Source organism: Pseudomonas sp. H1_F01, assembly GCF_054681425.1.
Map to the genome: position 1 here is coordinate 5,688,995 of NZ_CP162823.1, position 15,796 is coordinate 5,704,790.

Sequence of the window (15,796 nt, forward strand, 5' to 3'; positions counted from 1 at the left end):
CTACCGCTGCAACCGAGCACCGTGTCCCCCCCATGAACCTACGCACCTTCATCCGGAGCTATTGCCTCAACTCCAGGCTCGCCACGCATGCCCTGACCCGGCTGCACCGAGCGCTGTCATCCCTGGCCGCCTACCTGGCCCAGCAAGGCTTCGATCCCAACATATGGCCGGCCACCCGTGACGAAGCCACGCTCGACCGTCGCCTCAACACCGTGTGCCCAGAGCTGGCCGCCACTGTGTTCAGCCACGCCCGCGAAGGCATCATCCTGGTCGACCCCTTCGGCCGGGTCATCGCCGTGAACGAGGCCTTCACGCGGCTCACCGGTTACGGGCAGGAAGAGATCAAGGGCCGCGAGCTGAACTCCCATCGCATGGTCCGTCGCCTCACCGCTTTTTACGCGCCAATGAAAAACGCGTTGGATTTCCACGGGCATTGGTCCGGTGAGATTCAGAGCAACCACAAGGATGGCCGGGAAATGACGTCGCGAATCAGCATCAGTGCCGTGCATGACCGTCACGGCAATGTTCAGCACTATGTGGCGCTGTTCAGCGACATGACGCAGATGAAGCAGCGGCTGCAGTTGCTGGAGCGCGATGCGCGATATGACGCGCTCACGCAGTTGCCCAATCGGTTGTTGTTGGCCGAGCGGATGCGTCAGGCGTTGGGCAAGGCGCGTATTTATCAGCAGAAGGTGGCGATTGCGTTTATTGATCTGGATGGGTTCAAGGCGCTGAACGACAGCTACGGGCATGACTGGGGGGACCGGGTGTTGCAGATTGTCGCGGCGCGGATCAATGCGACGTTGCGTGAGGGCGATACGTTGGCGCGGCTGGGGGGTGATGAGTTTGTTGCCGGGCTGGTGGGGTTGCAGGCGGTGGAGGACTGCGAGCCGTTGCTCAAGCGGATGCTGGCGGCGGCGAATGCGCCGATTTTGATTGGCGCGCAAACGGTGGAGATCGCGGCGAGTATCGGGGTGGCGTTTTACCCTGAGCATGGGCATGAGATCGATGGGCTGATCAGTAAGGCGGATCAGGCCATGTATCTGTCGAAGAAGGCCGGTGGTAATCGTTTGGCGTTTTGTCCGACGCGGTTTATTTCGGTCAATAGCGAAGCCTGACGGTGGTGCCGAGGGTGCGTTCGCTGCCGGTCATGACGCCGTAGTCGCCGGTGCCGAGCAGTGAATAGACGGCTGTGATGTAGTTGCGGTCGAAGAGGTTACGCACCCAGCCTTCGACTTCCCAGGCACGGTCCTGGCTGCGCAGGCCCAGGCGCAGGTTGGTGAGGCCGTAGCTGGGTTGATAGCTGCCTTCGCCACCTTCGAGGGTGCCGGAGTAGCCGGTGCGAAAGCTGTAGTCGATGCCGCTGAAGGCTTCCAATCCGTAGGGCAGCGGGTGGGTGTGGTCGAGGCCGCTGCTGAGGGTCCATTCCGGCGCGTTGTAGAGGCGCTCGCCGCTGAGGTCGCAGGTCCATTGGCCCGAGGCCGGTGGGCACGGGGCGTTGGGGAAGCTGCGGTAGCGCGCATCGCTCCAGGCCAGGCCCAGGCGGCCGGTGAGTTTGGGGGTAAGTTGCCAGGCCGAATCGAGTTCGATGCCGCGCAGGCGGACTTTGCCGACGTTGATCAGATTGTCCCGCAGGGGTGGCGCGAACAGCGAGGTGGGCGGGCTGTAGGTGAGCGCTTGGTAGTTGTCGACGTCGGTCTGGTAAATGGCGAGGTCGAGCAGCGCGCGTTCATCCCAGAACCGCGTCTTCATGCCCAGTTCCAGTGATGTGGCCCGCTCGGGTTCGAAGGTCGGCGCGGTGAACGGGCCGACCACGTCGAAGTTGATGCCGCCGGCCTTGTAGCCCCGCGACCAGCTGACGTAGCCCATCACCGCCTCGCTGAAACGGTAGCTGGCGCTGAGGAGGCTGGAGACGTTGTGTTCTTCAATCGAATCTTCGCGGTAATAAGCACCACCGAGGGCAATGTCGCGCAGCAATTGCCCACCGGCCTGGAACACCGGGGGCAAGCCAGTCAGCGGGGCGAGGTTGCTGACGTCGCGGGAGATCCAGCCGTCCTTGCGCTCCTGGCTGTAGCGCAGGCCGCCGGTGAGTTCCAGCGGGTCAATCGGGCGCCAGGAGAGCTGGCCGAAAATCGCCCGGCTGTCGCCCTTCTGCTCGCCGTCGTAACGTTGCCGGGCGCCGTCCAGCAGCATGGCCGGCACCTGGCTCGGATCGGTGATGTTGATGCCCAGTTTCTTCAGTTGCTCCAGTTGATCGCCGACGAACCAGGGCGCGGCGTCCTTGCCGAACTCGGCGTCGATCTGCCGGTCGAGCTGCTGGCGCAGGTAGTAAAGGCCGGCGACGTAGTCGACGGACGAGCCGGCTGTGCCGGACAGGCGCCATTCCTGGCTGAACTGCCGGTGGCCCAGCTCGGTTTCGGACTGGATCACCGACAGCGCGGTACTGTCGCTGTCGCGGGTGGCGCGGTAGTCCCAGTCGCGGTAGGCGGTGATGCTGGTGAAGCGCATCGCCTCGTCGAGGTCCCAGTTCAACTCCAGTGAGACGCCGTTCTGCAGGGTTTGTGGATGGCCCGGCGCGTCGATGCGGGACTCGCGTTTGTAGGGGTCGGGCTCGGTCAGTGGATAGCCGAGGAACTTGGCGCGTTTGCGGGTTTGCTCGCCGTAATGATTGACCAGCAGGACGTTGCCGGCTTCGTTTTGCTCGGCATAGTCGGCGATCAGGCGGGCGCTGAAGTCCGGGTTCGGCGTCCACAGCAATTGGCCGCGCAGGCCCTGGCTGTCGGCGTCGCCGAGGCGGCTGCCGTCTTGCAGGTTTTCCACGGCGCCATCGGAGGCGCTGTCGAAAACGTTGAGGCGGCCGGCCAGCACGTCGTCTTGCAGCGGCCCGGAAATCGTCCCGCGATACTCACGCAAACCGCGCTCGCCGTAGCGGGCTTCGAGGTTGGCTTCGGGCTGGAACGTCGGTTGTTTGGTGATGATGTTCAGCGCGCCGGCGGTGGTGTTTTTGCCGAACAAGGTGCCTTGGGGCCCGCGTAAAACTTCGATGCGCTCGATGTCCATCAACTCGGTGAAGGCCATGCCCTGGCGCGCCTGGTAAACGCCATCGACGTAGGTGCCGACGCTGCCTTCCAGGCCTTCGTTGTAGGCGGTGGCGCCGAAGCCGCGCAGGCCGAAGCCGGCGTAGCGGGCATCGTGGCCGGACACTATCAAGCCCGGCACGCGTTGTTGGATGTCTTGCAGCCGGTGCAGGCCGGCTTCGTCCAATTGATCGCCGTAGAGGACGTTGATCGGGATCGGCACGTTTTGCGGGTCTTCCTCGCGGCGGCGGGCGGTGACGGTGGTTTCGTCGAGCGTGAGGACGCTGGGCACCGTTTGTTCGGCCTGGACCTTCGCCCAGGGCACCATCGAAAGGCTGCCGAGCAAAAGCAGTCGGTAACCCCAACCCTGCACGCTATTGCTCCCGAGCCATCGCCGGACCCGCCGTGTCCGCGCAGGCCAGAGCCTTGACGCACGCCAGCAATTCGCGGCTGTCGGCGGGCTTGAGCAGTACTGCGTCGAAGGCCAGGTCCTGTGGATAGTTCTCCGGTCTGCGTGGCGGCACTGCGGAATAAAGCATCACGGGTAGATCGCGCGGACCGTCGCGCACTTGGCGCAGCAGTTCCCAGCCGTCCATGCCGGGCATCATCTGGTCGCTGATCAGCAGGTCAATCGATTGTTCAGCCAGGCAGGCCAAGGCGTCTTCGCCGTTCGCCGCCATGCTCACGTCGAAGCCGTAACCGGCCAGCAGGTCGTAGAGCCATTCGCTGTTCTGTTCGATGTCGTCCACCAGCAGGACGTGTTTGCCCTGGCCGTCGAATGGCGTGGCGTTGTTGTCGACGATGCCGTTTTCCAGGTCGTGTTCTTGGGCGCAGTTCAGTTGCAGGCGAAAACTGAAGTGGCTGCCCTGCCCTGTGGTTTGGGGTTCGAGGCGGCTGTCCATGCGTTCCAGCAGTTGCGTGACGATGGACAGGCCCAGCCCGCTGCCTTCGTAGCGCTGGGCATTGCGGCCGCGGCGGAACGGTTGCAGGAGTTGTTCGAATTCCTGCGGATCGATGCCGATGCCGGTGTCGATCACGCTGAAGCGCAGTTCCACGGTATTGGTGCTCGCACCTGAAGAAGCGCTCACTTCGAAACGGATCTGGCCGTTGCGAGTGAATTTCGCCGCGTTCGCCAGGAGGTTCATGAGGATCTGCCGGAGGCGTTTGAAATCGGCCTCTACCAGTGGCGGCAGGTCATCCGCCAGCACCGCCTCAAAGGTGTTGCCCTGGCGTGCGGCGAGAAAGCCCGCTTCGTCTGCGATCTCAGTGAGGAAGCCGTACAGATAACCCGGCGCGAGGGTCAGTTGCATCTGCTCCAGCTCGCCATGGGAGAACTCGAGCATCTCGTCGATCAGTTCCAGTTGCTGACGGGCGTTGCGCTCGATCGTGGCTTGATAATCGCGGTTGGGGCCGGCGTGCAGCAGCCGCGCGTAGTCGATGATGCGTACCAGCGGCGAGCGCAGGTCGTGGCTGATCCGCGCCATCAACGCACTGCGCGCCGCCAGGGATTCGCGCAACTGCGACGTGCGCAGGGCCACGGTGCTTTCCAGGCGTTCCTGTTCGGCTTGGCGTTGTTGGTCGAGGGTGGACAGGGCGTTTTTTTCACGGTTGCGACTGCGGGCGACTTCCATGATCAACGTACACACCAGCAACGCCACGCCCGCCAGGGTGGACGATAGGCTGTATTTGCTTTGCGGCGACTGCCAGGGCAATTGCTCCTGGGGGAAGAACAGCCGCATTAGCAATTGCCCAAGCAACAGCGCCGGCACCAGCCAGGCCATCCAGTTGTAGCTCAGTCGTGCGCGCCAAGCCATGAAGAGCGTGGCAAGCAGTACGCCATAGAAACTCATCAAGGATATCTGGACGATCTGCGCGCCTTGGACTGGATCGATCTTCAGCCACCAGAGTCGGCCGAGGATGCAGCCCAGCAGCGGCACCCAATAGCTCCAGCCGATGATTCCGGGCAGACGGGCAACCTGCAACAGGACGCGTATGTAGGCCAGGAAGAGTACGAACGAGAACGCGCTGGCGCAGGTCAGCAGCTCGCGTGTCCAGCCGAGTGCGGTGGGCCAATAGATCAGGTAGCCGTTGAGGATGCAGGTCAGCAGGATGTAGCTAAATATCGCGCCCGCGTTCACGGTCAGCAGTTGGGAGCGCAGGATCCAGCCGACGATGAAACCGAACGGGACCACCAGCAGGACAATGCCGAGGGTGAGTCCGTCGCTCAGGTAGGTCTGTTGCTGACTGCGCAGCAGCGCCGGTTCGGACCACAGTTCCGGCTCCAGCAACATCTGGAAATTGCTCGCCACGCGGATGAACAGCGTGGCGCTCTCCCCTGCCGCCAGCGAGACCGGGAACGCCGGCTGACGTGTCGCCGGCTGCGGCCATTCGGCCAAGGGATAGGCGCCGCCGGCGTGGGCATCCTGACCCGGTTGATAGACGCGGATGTCTTCCAGGCGCGGCGCGCCGACCACCAGCAGGCGCGAACACGCCGCAGTACTTGAGTTGCTGAGCTGCACTTTCAACCAGAAGGCGGAGCGGCTGTAGCCTTGGGTCGGCCAGCCTGGGGTTGCGTGGTTGAAATACGTGTTGGGTAGTTGAGTGACTTCTTCCTGGCTCAGGCTGGCCTGGGTGTCCTCGAAAATCTGTATCGCGGGCATCAGGTCCAGGTGGTCAGCCCGGCAGATATCCACAGGCGCGGCGCGCAGCAAGCCTGTGGATAACAACGCTATCGTCAGCAATAAAACCTGTAGGAGCCGCATCAGGCGCGCCCGGCCAACTCGGTTTCGGTGATGCCCAGGGCTTGCTGGCGAAACTGGCTGGGCGTCATGCCGATTCGCTGGCGGAAGGCCGTGGTGAAGTTGCAGGCGTTGCGAAAGCCCACCAGTTCGGCAACGTCTTGCACGCTCATGGCGCTTTCGGAAAGCAGATCCTGGCCGCGCCGCAGTCGTGCGTCGCGAATGTAGGCGAACACGGTCAGCCCCAGGTGCTCGCGAAAGATTCGCGAGAGACGTTTCTCGTGAGTGCCGACTTTTTGCGCCAGTTGGACCAGGGACGGCATGTCATCGAGGTGGTCTTCGATCAACCGCATCGCGGCGCGCAGGACGATCTCATCGCCTTCCGGCTCCGGATCCGCCGGGTTCTGTTGGTGGGTGGGCGGCGCGCGCCAGGTCAATTGCAGGTGGATCTTGATACGCGCCAGCACTTCCTCGGGCGCGCAGGACTTGGGGATGTAATCCACCCCGCCCACGGTGAGCCCTTCCAGGCGTTCGATGGAGCTGTTGGCCGATGACAGGAACAGGATGGGCGTGTGCCGTGTCGCCGGCGCCTCGCGCAACAGCCGGCACAGGCTGAAACCGTTCATGTGCGGCATGTGCACGTCCAGCACGATCAAATCCGGACGCAAGGCCAGTGCCCGCTGATAACCCTGGTGAGCATCGCTGGCCAGGGAAATGCGCCAGGGTTGGGCCTTGAGCAAGATGAGCGTCGCACGGATATCCTCCGGGACGTCGTCGATCAGCAGAATATGCGGCGGCTCGGACGACACCGCCGCGCTTGCCTCCAGAGCCGCCCGCCTTTCGTATCGTCCGTCGTCCATTCGCTACGTTCTCTTATCGTGCGTTTGCCAATTAATTGCCGGAAAGCAACGGTATCGCAACGCAAAATCGATGGATCGGTAAAAATCGTTACACCAATAGCGGCAGGTGCGGCGAAGACTTGAAGGCGCCGATATGTCCATGGCCGCTATGCTGAGGCGATCCTACTTCGACAGGCAGGCTTTGATGATCCAGTGCAAACGCGCCTATGAAACAGCCAGCGCCGAGGATGGCGTACGGGTTCTGGTGGACCGCTTGTGGCCGCGCAATTGCCGCAAGGATGCGTTGGCGATTGCGCAGTGGCTGCCGGAGGTCGGGCCTTCCCATGAGTTGCGCAAGGCGTTCAAGGCGGGGGCGGTTTCGTTTGCCGAGTTCAGCGTGGCGTATCGGCGTGAGCTGGCGGCGCGGCCAGAGCATTGGTGGAAGCTGGTGGATATTGCGCGGGATGGGACGCTGACGTTGGTGTATGCGGCCAAGTCGACGGTTGAGAACAATGCGGTGGTGTTGGCGCAGTGGTTGGAGGATGAGGTGGAGAAACGGGCGGAGGGGAGTTCGCCGGTTTGTTATTTGTCTGAGTTTCCGGAGCTTTGAGTTGATCGTTCCCACGCTCCCGCGTGGGAACGCCGCCAGGGATGCTCCGCGTTCCGCTTCTGCGAGGTGACGCAGAGCGTCACGGGATGCATGCCCACGCAGAGCGTGGGAACGATCAGGGTGCGGCGGCGGAGGAAGATCGTTCCTCACGCTCCGCGTGGGAACGCCGCCAGGGACGCTCCGCGTTCCGCTTCTGCGAGGTGACGCAGAGCGTCACGGGATGCATGCCCACGCAGAGCGTGGGAACGATCAGGGTGCGGCGGCGGTGGAAGATCGTTCCTCACGCTCCGCGTGGGAACGCCGCCAGGGACGCTCCGCGTTCCGCTTCTGCGAGGTGACGCAGAGCGTCACGGGATGCATGCCCACGCAGAGCGTGGGAACGATCAGGGTGCGGCGGCGGTGGAAGATCGTTCCTCACGCTCCGCGTGGGAACGCCGCCAGGGACGCTCCGCGTTCCGCTTCTGCGAGGTGACGCAGAGTGTGGGAACAATCAATGCACTGCACAGACCTCTCCACGGGGTAATTGGTTTGCTTAAGTTCGGCGGCGTGCGGCTAAGATGGCGCGCAGAGAAACCACAAGGAAGACAGCCGCGATGCAATCGCCATTTGATCCGTTGGTTCATATCGATTGGAAAACACCGGGCAACGACTTGCTCGGGCTGTTGCAACATTACTATCCCGACATCGGTGTGTTTTCCGGCCCGGAATTCGAGGCGTTGTTGGATGAGCTGTCCAACGAGATGCCCGAGGTCTGCTTCGAGGCGCTGGCGCCGGTGTTGGCGGCTCAGGGTTACGACTTGTGGAACCTGGATGCCGGTGGCGATGATTATCGGCCGGTGATTGTCCCGGTCGATCAGCGCGAGGCGTTTGCACAACACTGGCGGGAACAAAACGCAGAGCCAGGCTACACGCCAACGTTGATCGAGCCGCCGAAACCTGTCGCAGTCGAGCGCAAAAAACCCAAGGCCAAACGCAGCAAGTTGAATTGGCTGCAGGAAGTCCATGACTATCCCGGCACCACCTATGTGCATGAATACAACTACCGCAACGGTTGGGCCGCCATCACCGAGCAGGACGAAGACCAGTGGTTGTGCTTCCTGATCGATTACAACCAGTGGCCGCCCGCCGAACAGGACATGCTCGAACACCGGACCGATGGCGTGGACGGCGCGGACTTGCAGCTCATCGATGCCGATGCCCAGCGCAGCCTGTGGAAACGTCGGGTCGTACGCGGCGATTACAGTGCGGATGACCGTTACCAGTACGAGATTCGGCAAGGCGATGAGATCGCGACGTTCGGACCTGCCGGGGTGCAGTGGCCGGAGGTTGAACAGCCCTGCGTGGTGGTGGGCTCGGAGATATTCGAACGCCAGCGTATTTACGAACCCGAGCATTTGACGCGGATCTGGCGGATCACGGCGGACAGCAGCGAGGTGATTTTCGAGTACGCGGATGAACTGACGATTCTGCCCATCGGCCCTGGCCGCTTGCTGTTCATGCAGCACAACGGCCCGAAGTGCTGGGTCTGGAATCAAGACCCGCCGCACCAGGCCATCGTCGCCAAACCGATGCCCGCTGAGGCCTATAAGCTGCGGGCCTCAACCGCGTACCTGGGGGGTGACGAGATCCTGCTGTTCAGCGAAGGCGCGCGGCAGAACGTCGAGCACTCGGGTTATCAGGAGACGGTGCTGTTGGCGTGGCGCTTCAACTTCATGACTGGCACTGCGACAAAGGCGACATTGGATGGTTTCGGCAGTGAACTGCGCCAGGACACGCGCCTGCTCGTCACGCAGCCCAAGCAGGTCATTACCTTGCGCACGTTTCACGGGCAGCTTCATGTGTCCCGGGGGCATGGGGATTGGTGGGTGTGGAGTTATCGCGCCAATACGTTTGGGTCGCAGACGCTGGCGTGGTTTTGGAATCAACGCAGCAATGAGGTGGTGAAGCTGTCGACCAAGGACATCCCGCGTATTAAACCGGATGTTCGTTACGTGCCGGCGCAGGATCGGTACCTGGCGTTTGAGACAGAGTTTGTGGCGCGGTTGCCGGAGTTCAGTGAGATGGTTGAGGCCAAGGGGTGTGAGGTTTTGGTTTTTGAGTGAGACGGTTACGCAGGAGCTTTTGTGGCGAGGGAGCAAGCGCCCTCGCCACAGGTTTGCTTAGATACTTAGCACGCCGCGAAACCCGCGCGCCGCGTAATACGACTGCACGCCATTGTGGTAGATGAACACCCGGCCATAACGGTAGTCGCCAAAAATCGCCCCATCGAGCGAGCGAAGCGCTGGAGGGGTTGCCAGCCAACTGGATGTCTTGGCATCAAACTCACCGAGCGTTTGCAGAGCTCGGTACTGGTCTTCCGTCAGCAGGGCGATACCCATTTCTTCGGCCATTTCGACGGCACTGCCCTTGGGCTTGTTCTCCTTGCGTGCATCCAGGGCGGCGCGGTCGTAGCAGAGGCTTCGGCGACCGGTTGGGCTTTCTTTGGCGCAATCGCAGAAGGTGACAGCGCCGGTTTTCGGATCGAGGCCGATCACGTCCGGCTCGCCTCCGGTGGCTTCCATGGCCTGGAGGGACTTCAGGGCATTGGGGTTGGCTTCAAGCCGGGCTTGGATGTCGGCCCAAGAGATACCTGGGTGGCGTTGGGGATTTTGGTCGAAGCGGGCCTTCAGGGTGTTGAGCAAACTTTCTTGTTCTTGTTTTTTCATGGTCCTGGAATCCATTGATGGTCGGTTGCAAGCCCCGCACTTATTGCCCACAGGAGGCTAGAATAAAGACCTGCCCGGTGGTACTCACCTGCGTAATGCCAAGGCTTCCTATCGGGGTAAAGGGATAGCTGCCGGTCGTCAAGGTCAATGGTTTAGAGTCGAACTCGGTATCCGGCGTAAAAAACAATGTGGTTTTTACGCCGTCTCGCCGTTCTTTGGGCGCCAGCGCCAGGTTTTTTTATTCAGCGCTTCGTCTTGATTGGTGTAGTCGTTAAGGTGGTTCATTGGAATCCCTCCCGATGTTGCATTCAGAGCGAATACTTCACTCTAGACAGCGTATTTCACACCGTCCAGCGAGGGGCCTTGTTCCACGTTGCCCGCCAAAATGAGGCCTGAGTGCTGCCCAATGGTTACAGAAAACGCTTCAGACTCGTCCCTGAGTTTTCGTCCAGCCAACCTTGATCAAGACAGCGACGTTTGCGTGCATTTCTTCGAGGACATGCTGCTGTGTGCGTTTGGTTGCGCACAACAGCTACACGGTCCCGATGGTAGGCAGCGATACCTTCAGTCGCTGCAAGAAAAAGCAGCCGCGGTTCCTGGCAGCGTTGTCCATGCCTGGGATGAAACACGGATTGTGGGACAGATAGAGATATCGCTGCTGAAGACAGAACCTGCAGTGGGTTACATCCACTTTTTCTATCTCATCCCTGACTGGCGATCACGCGGTGCCGGGAAGTTGCTGTTGGCTTACGCGACCGACTTTCTTGCGGGGCTGGGCTGCGAGCGGATGAGATTGTCGGTGAGCGAAACGAACCAGAGGGCGGCGCAGTTTTATAGCCACCATGGTTGGACTGATATCGGGCCCAGACAGGACAAGCCAGAACTGCGCTTGCGCTTGATGGAAAAGCCCATTGGCTAAGGGCCTGTGGTGCAAAATCGGACTTTGAGATTCTGGCTCCTCGAAAAAGAGCGCGTCGTATCGGAAGGGGAAATGACTTCCTTGAAGTACCCGGCGCTCAAGATAATGCCTTCACACTCCTTCAGTTAAGCACTGAACTGCTTGATCCAATCAAGGCCTGCCACGGTAGAGCCGGCGGGACGGTATTCACAGCCGATCCACCCTTGGTAGCCACGCCGCTCCAGGTCTGCGAACAAAGCCGCAAAATCCATGCTCCCCGTCCCTGGTTCATGACGCCCCGGACAGTCGGCAATTTGTACATGGACGGTTCGGTCATAGAAACGAGCCAGGATATCCGCCGCGTCCCCGGTCAGCCGTTGGGCATGGTAAAGATCGAGGATCAGCCCAACACTCGGGAACGTCTCCAGCACCTGCTGCGCCCTGCTGAAGTCGGACATGTAGTAGTCCGGCATTTCCTGCACGCAGATGACTTCGATCAACGGCCGCAACCCCTGGTCTTCGAGAAATTTGACGGCGTACTCCAGATTGCGCCCATAGATAAGCGCGGCGTCTTCCTGAGTCGTAACGCCCGACATGATGTGGACATCCGAACACGCCAGCGCCTTTGCATAGCGAGCAGCCTGGAGCAAGCCGCTGCGAAACTCCTCGTCCTTGCCGTGCAAGGCTGCGATGCCTTTGGTCACGCCAGCCGGTGCAGCGAACTGGATCAACGGCAGGTTGTGTCGAGTCAGATGATCGGCCAGAAGACTGGCGTCGAACTCATAGGGCGACGGGAATTCCACCGCGCGAAAGCCCGCAGCAGCGGCGGCTTCGATGCGTTGTAGAAAAGGCACTTCATTGAATTGAAAACCGAGATGAGCGTTGAACTTGGGCATTGGGTAAATCATCCATCCTGGGAAGAAACGAAATCATCCGTTTAGAGCAACTTGCGCAGCGCCAGCACGGCACTGTCGGGTGTGGTCAATACCGGTAGTCCGGAGCGAGCCTGGGCCTGTTCGGCAGCACTGGTCATCGAAAACTGGGCGAAACAGATCAGGTCGCAACCCTCGACCCGGGCGGCCATTTCCACGATGGCGGCATCGTGGGCTTGCGGGTTGCCGTCTTTCAACGCCTGCAATGCCCCCGAAACGAAATAGGGCACCACTTCCACCGCGCGGCCACTGCGCTCTGCCGCTTGCTTGAACTCGGGCATCATCGAGGTAATGGTGGGTTCGAACGTTGCCAGCACAGCAATGCGCGATGCCTGGCTCAGCGCCTGGTCGATCATGGCTTCGTTCGGCTTGAGCACGGGAATGGCCACCTCGGGTTTAACCAGGTCGATGGCATCACCAAAGGCCGAGCAAGTAAACAGAATGGCATCCGCCGCGCTTTGTACGGCGTAATGGGACAGCGTCAGGAAGCGCGCTTTCATGCTCGTGGTCAACTCGCCCTCTTCCACCCGGTCCTGGGGCAACGAGTCCTCGAGCAAATTGATGATCCGTGCCTGCGGCCAATGCCGGGTAAAAGCCGCCGTGATGGGCTCGATTGCCAAAGGGGTTGCGTGGATCATGAAAATTCTTGGAGCCTTCATGCTCATGTGCCTCGATAAGGTTTTTCGGCCAGCAGCAACTACCGCTCAGCCTCTCCCTGTGGATAAATGTCGCTCACATTCAACGACAACTTTGCCGCCACTTCTTGTCCGTCGGCTTTGCTGAAGCGCAACTGAAATTCCTGGTACGCAGGACCGGCCCGCCAACGGTCAACTTTCAGGTTTTGGTGGAGGGTACTTTCGCCGGGTTCGAGCTGCCCGAACAGCGGATAGCCTGCATTGGTAAACAGTTGCTCCGCTTCATACCAGTCCATCTCCTTGTGCAAGGCTACGAGCGGCTCCACCATTGCCCATGCCGCCGGAGATACTTTTTGCCCGACATCCAGGAAGACCACCTTGCTTTCTTTCGCGGCGATCAGGAATGGCAAAGTCATGGACTCGCCCGTCGAATCGAACAGCTTTGAATTCATGCCGGCGTACGCGTCACTGCTATTTCCCCTGCGTTCCGATATTCGCCAGCCGATAACGCTTTCCGGGTTGAAGCTGTTATTGGTGAGGATGATTTTGTAGCGCTGCTTGAACAGCACCTCCTGGTCATCCTGGTAGGCTTTGTAGAAGGACACTTTGCTGTGTTCAGCGCCGACCCGGATGATGAGTGGAGTTCTGCGGCTGGCGACGCTGTCCTGGTATTGCTGGTAGCTGAAGTAGGCTGAGGCGATGGAGACGATCAAAGCCAGTGTTGCAATGGCGTCTGTTCGAGTGAGGGAATTGAACCATTTCATCATGAGGTGGCGCGTCCGGGCATTGGTGTTGGCTAAAATGACGTCATCGCGAACAGGCTCGCTCCCACAATCATCAGTGTTCGCAGCATTTTGTCTCACCAGAATCCTGATTCCCCATCAAACCAGGACATTCACTCTCTCCCCCCGTCTGTGAATGGGTCATGAGCCCACGATAGGACTGAGGCAGGTTGCCAGCGCGGAAGCGAATCTTGCCATCACCATGGGGTGTACGCTGGCGTACGACTTGGCTGGGTATCCGGTATAGGGGTCCTTGATTGGCAACCTTGCCTGATCGGCGTCTACGTTTGCTTGGGCGCGGCCGTCGCGCCAGGCAATATCACCACGTCACTGCGTTGCGTGATGATGCAGACATGTGAATGTTCTGGCCATTGGCCCAGGTGCGTGCCGCTCAAGTCACCGGGGCACAGCAGAAGAACATCCCCAAGGGAAAAGAGTGGAAAGGCCTCTACAACCGGGAGATCCAGGCTCGCGTCCACCGTTCCCCAGCTCGCCGGATCAAAGTCTTTGGCCTCAAAATTCTTCAACAACCGATATTTGAGTGGAGTCGTCTCACGCACCCCCATCATCCCCGCCGCCTTGAACACCACGGTAGAGCTCGCGCCCGGATACGTGGCGACAACCACCAAGGTGACAAGCAATGCCGATCCGAACGACAACAGTCCGCGGGCGACGATATGTTTTTTGCTCACGAAGAAGATCAAGGCTGGTAAGAACAGCAAGACGACCGCCACCATGGAAATGACCATCAGCGAGTTGATCGCTTCCGGGGTGTCTTTGCCCGTGTACGACTTCAGCAATATCAACATCGGGTAGACGGCGGCGAAAACGGCGATTATCAAAATAGAGTAGGCAAAAAAGAATACGCCTGCCTGATGCCACCAAACCCCAAGGCCTTTGAGGTTGTTAAAGAGGGACACCAACTTCAAGGCCATTCGAATTCTTTGCGATTTCAACGATAAGCCCAAGACCGCGCTCATGCCTGAAAGGATGACCAAGGCGACAATCCAATGCTCGAGCTTAGGCGCCTGGAACGCAAAGGCCACAAAAATCAACGACCCCACGACCGCCGCCCAGAAAAACCAGCGAGCAACCGTTGGCCTGAGGTTGGGCGTCTGGTTGAAAAAAGACACGGCTAAGGCGTAGAACATGGTAGTGACACACATCACCACCATGTAAAGAAACAGGACAAAGGCAACCACTCCCATCCACGGAAGCAATGCAGAGAGCTTCTTATCGAACACCAGCGGTAAAAGGTCGATCCGATCGATCGCCTTCGCGTACGTCATCAGGATTCCAAAACTGAGCACCGCACTGATTAACGCCCCCAGACTGCCTATCAGGCCCCAATGCTCCGCCATCAATTTCAGCGCCGCGTAGATATCCTGTTGGAATGAGGCAGGTTTCTGTTTCTCGTCCGTTGTGCCGAATTCTTGCTCCATTACCTTTTCCTTTTCCATTCCAAACTGAACAATGAGGAGAAACACAGATGGATGCGCACGTCTCCAGAATCACCCTATCGACCGCACGTCGATGACCTTTAGCCTGCAGGATACCGGGCGTAAAGGGGAGCTGGTTCGCGATGCGACCGGTCTAACCTGCGATGTTGAATGTGCTGCCGTTTTCGCGAGCAAGCTCGCTCCCACAGTTTTTTGTGTTGAGATGACATTCCAGCATGAATAGCTAAGGTGAAGTAACCCGTAGCGTCCATCACTGAGCACATGAGGCCCGTATGAAGAACTTCACGATTCAACGTATTGACCACATCGTCCTGCGCGTAAAAGACATCGAGCGCAGCCTCGCTTTCTACACGTCGGTGCTTGGTTGCGAGCTCAAGAAGCGCCGGGACGATCTTGGCATGATTCATCTGGGCACCGGTGTTTCGATGATTGACCTGGTAGCCGTCGACGGGCCTCTCGGTCGCCAGGGCGGGCCGGCGGCCGGGAAGCAAGGGCACAACGTCGATCACCTCTGCCTGCGTATCGAGCCGTTTGATGAACAAGCCCTCCTCGCGCATCTGGCTTCAGCTGGCCTGGAGGTTGAGAAAGCGCAGAAGCGCTATGGCGCGGAGGGCAAGGGTTGGTCGATTTACTGCTTCGATCCGGACGGCAACCAGATCGAGTTGAAGGGGCCGGCGTTGGAGCCTTGAGCAGCAACTGGCGAGCGCTCCCACAGGGGGTTGGCGGTGGACACTGAGTTTGCCGATCAGGTCAGGAGGTGTTTGGAGATTACCTTGGATATTTCCACAATGCCGGTCTTGCCGGTGAATTCGAATTTCACTTTGCCCAGGGATGAAAAGTAGATCTCCAGTTCAGAGTCCAGGTCGAAGGTGCCGGAGGTTTCGACCGAGTAGGCGACGATGTTTTTGTAGGGTAAGGAAGTGAAGTCTTTTTTGCTGCCGGTGATGCCTTGCACGTTCACCGCGATGATGCGTTTGTTGGTGAAGACCACACCGTCGCGCATCGATTTGTAAGCGTCGATGACCTGTTCACCGTCCAGCAGCAGCGCCGTGACGCGCTCGGCATATTCGTCGTTTTGCTTGAGCTTGAAGAAGCCTTTGTTGTTGAAGTCGATCATCGA

Annotated in this window: 14 protein-coding genes; 5 read left to right on the forward strand and 9 right to left on the reverse strand. The window is 59.8% G+C overall.

All coding sequences use genetic code 11. The features are described from left to right. Window positions 1-32: 32 nt before the first annotated feature. The gene (locus tag AB4O09_RS25830) at window positions 33-1,118 is read left to right on the forward strand and encodes a diguanylate cyclase domain-containing protein (protein WP_460107640.1); all 1,086 of its coding nucleotides are present in this window, start codon (window positions 33-35) and stop codon (window positions 1,116-1,118) included. On the opposite strand, the gene AB4O09_RS25835 is transcribed toward AB4O09_RS25830, so the two are convergent. From AB4O09_RS25835 to AB4O09_RS25845, 3 genes are read right to left on the reverse strand one after another with little or no spacing between them, the layout of a single operon-like run. Next, window positions 1,102-3,450, reverse strand: coding sequence for a TonB-dependent receptor (locus AB4O09_RS25835; protein WP_460107643.1), 2,349 nt, complete (start codon window positions 3,448-3,450; stop codon window positions 1,102-1,104). The genes AB4O09_RS25830 and AB4O09_RS25835 overlap by 17 nt on opposite strands. A gap of 1 nt (window position 3,451) precedes the next feature. Beyond that, on the reverse strand, window positions 3,452-5,839 hold the full coding sequence (locus AB4O09_RS25840; RefSeq protein ID WP_460107646.1) for a hybrid sensor histidine kinase/response regulator: 2,388 nt from the start codon (window positions 5,837-5,839) through the stop codon (window positions 3,452-3,454). Next, the gene (locus tag AB4O09_RS25845; protein WP_223524291.1) at window positions 5,839-6,675 is read right to left on the reverse strand and encodes a response regulator transcription factor; all 837 of its coding nucleotides are present in this window, start codon (window positions 6,673-6,675) and stop codon (window positions 5,839-5,841) included. Before AB4O09_RS25845 ends, AB4O09_RS25840 begins: the two co-directional genes overlap by 1 nt. A gap of 184 nt (window positions 6,676-6,859) precedes the next feature. Here AB4O09_RS25845 and AB4O09_RS25850 point away from each other — a divergent pair, with 184 nt between their 5' ends. Together AB4O09_RS25850 and AB4O09_RS25855 are read left to right on the forward strand one after the other, a co-directional pair. After that, the gene (locus AB4O09_RS25850) at window positions 6,860-7,264 is read left to right on the forward strand and encodes a DUF488 domain-containing protein (protein ID WP_003197939.1); all 405 of its coding nucleotides are present in this window, start codon (window positions 6,860-6,862) and stop codon (window positions 7,262-7,264) included. 593 nt (window positions 7,265-7,857) lie between these two features. Continuing rightward, window positions 7,858-9,366 (forward strand): DUF6630 family protein, encoded by a 1,509-nt coding sequence (locus AB4O09_RS25855; RefSeq protein ID WP_460107648.1) that lies wholly within the window; start codon window positions 7,858-7,860, stop codon window positions 9,364-9,366. A 57-nt stretch (window positions 9,367-9,423) separates the two neighbouring features. Here the strand turns inward: AB4O09_RS25855 and AB4O09_RS25860 are convergent, their stop codons facing one another. Next, window positions 9,424-9,969, reverse strand: coding sequence for a DUF4256 domain-containing protein (locus AB4O09_RS25860; protein WP_013692300.1), 546 nt, complete (start codon window positions 9,967-9,969; stop codon window positions 9,424-9,426). Between the two features lie 406 nt (window positions 9,970-10,375). Here AB4O09_RS25860 and AB4O09_RS25865 point away from each other — a divergent pair, with 406 nt between their 5' ends. Next, window positions 10,376-10,888, forward strand: a complete 513-nt coding sequence (locus AB4O09_RS25865; protein ID WP_003197928.1) for a GNAT family N-acetyltransferase — start codon at window positions 10,376-10,378, stop codon at window positions 10,886-10,888. 125 nt (window positions 10,889-11,013) lie between these two features. On the opposite strand, the gene AB4O09_RS25870 is transcribed toward AB4O09_RS25865, so the two are convergent. The 4 genes from AB4O09_RS25870 to AB4O09_RS25885 form a co-directional block, all read right to left on the reverse strand. After that, window positions 11,014-11,763, reverse strand: coding sequence for a hydroxypyruvate isomerase family protein (locus AB4O09_RS25870; RefSeq protein WP_003197927.1), 750 nt, complete (start codon window positions 11,761-11,763; stop codon window positions 11,014-11,016). A 41-nt stretch (window positions 11,764-11,804) separates the two neighbouring features. Then, on the reverse strand, window positions 11,805-12,458 hold the full coding sequence (locus tag AB4O09_RS25875; protein WP_460107651.1) for an aspartate/glutamate racemase family protein: 654 nt from the start codon (window positions 12,456-12,458) through the stop codon (window positions 11,805-11,807). A 38-nt stretch (window positions 12,459-12,496) separates the two neighbouring features. Beyond that, entirely contained in the window at window positions 12,497-13,201 is a 705-nt protein-coding gene (locus AB4O09_RS25880; RefSeq protein ID WP_003197919.1) for a hypothetical protein, read from the reverse strand. Between the two features lie 296 nt (window positions 13,202-13,497). After that, window positions 13,498-14,658: a hypothetical protein gene (locus AB4O09_RS25885; RefSeq protein ID WP_456006188.1), complete on the reverse strand. Its 1,161-nt coding sequence runs from the start codon at window positions 14,656-14,658 to the stop codon at window positions 13,498-13,500. Between the two features lie 290 nt (window positions 14,659-14,948). On the opposite strand from AB4O09_RS25885, the gene AB4O09_RS25890 reads away from it, so the two are divergent. Continuing rightward, window positions 14,949-15,365, forward strand: coding sequence for a VOC family protein (locus AB4O09_RS25890; protein WP_003197916.1), 417 nt, complete (start codon window positions 14,949-14,951; stop codon window positions 15,363-15,365). A gap of 56 nt (window positions 15,366-15,421) precedes the next feature. Here the strand turns inward: AB4O09_RS25890 and AB4O09_RS25895 are convergent, their stop codons facing one another. Then, window positions 15,422-15,793, reverse strand: coding sequence for a PH domain-containing protein (locus AB4O09_RS25895; RefSeq protein ID WP_013692294.1), 372 nt, complete (start codon window positions 15,791-15,793; stop codon window positions 15,422-15,424). Window positions 15,794-15,796: the final 3 nt, after the last annotated feature.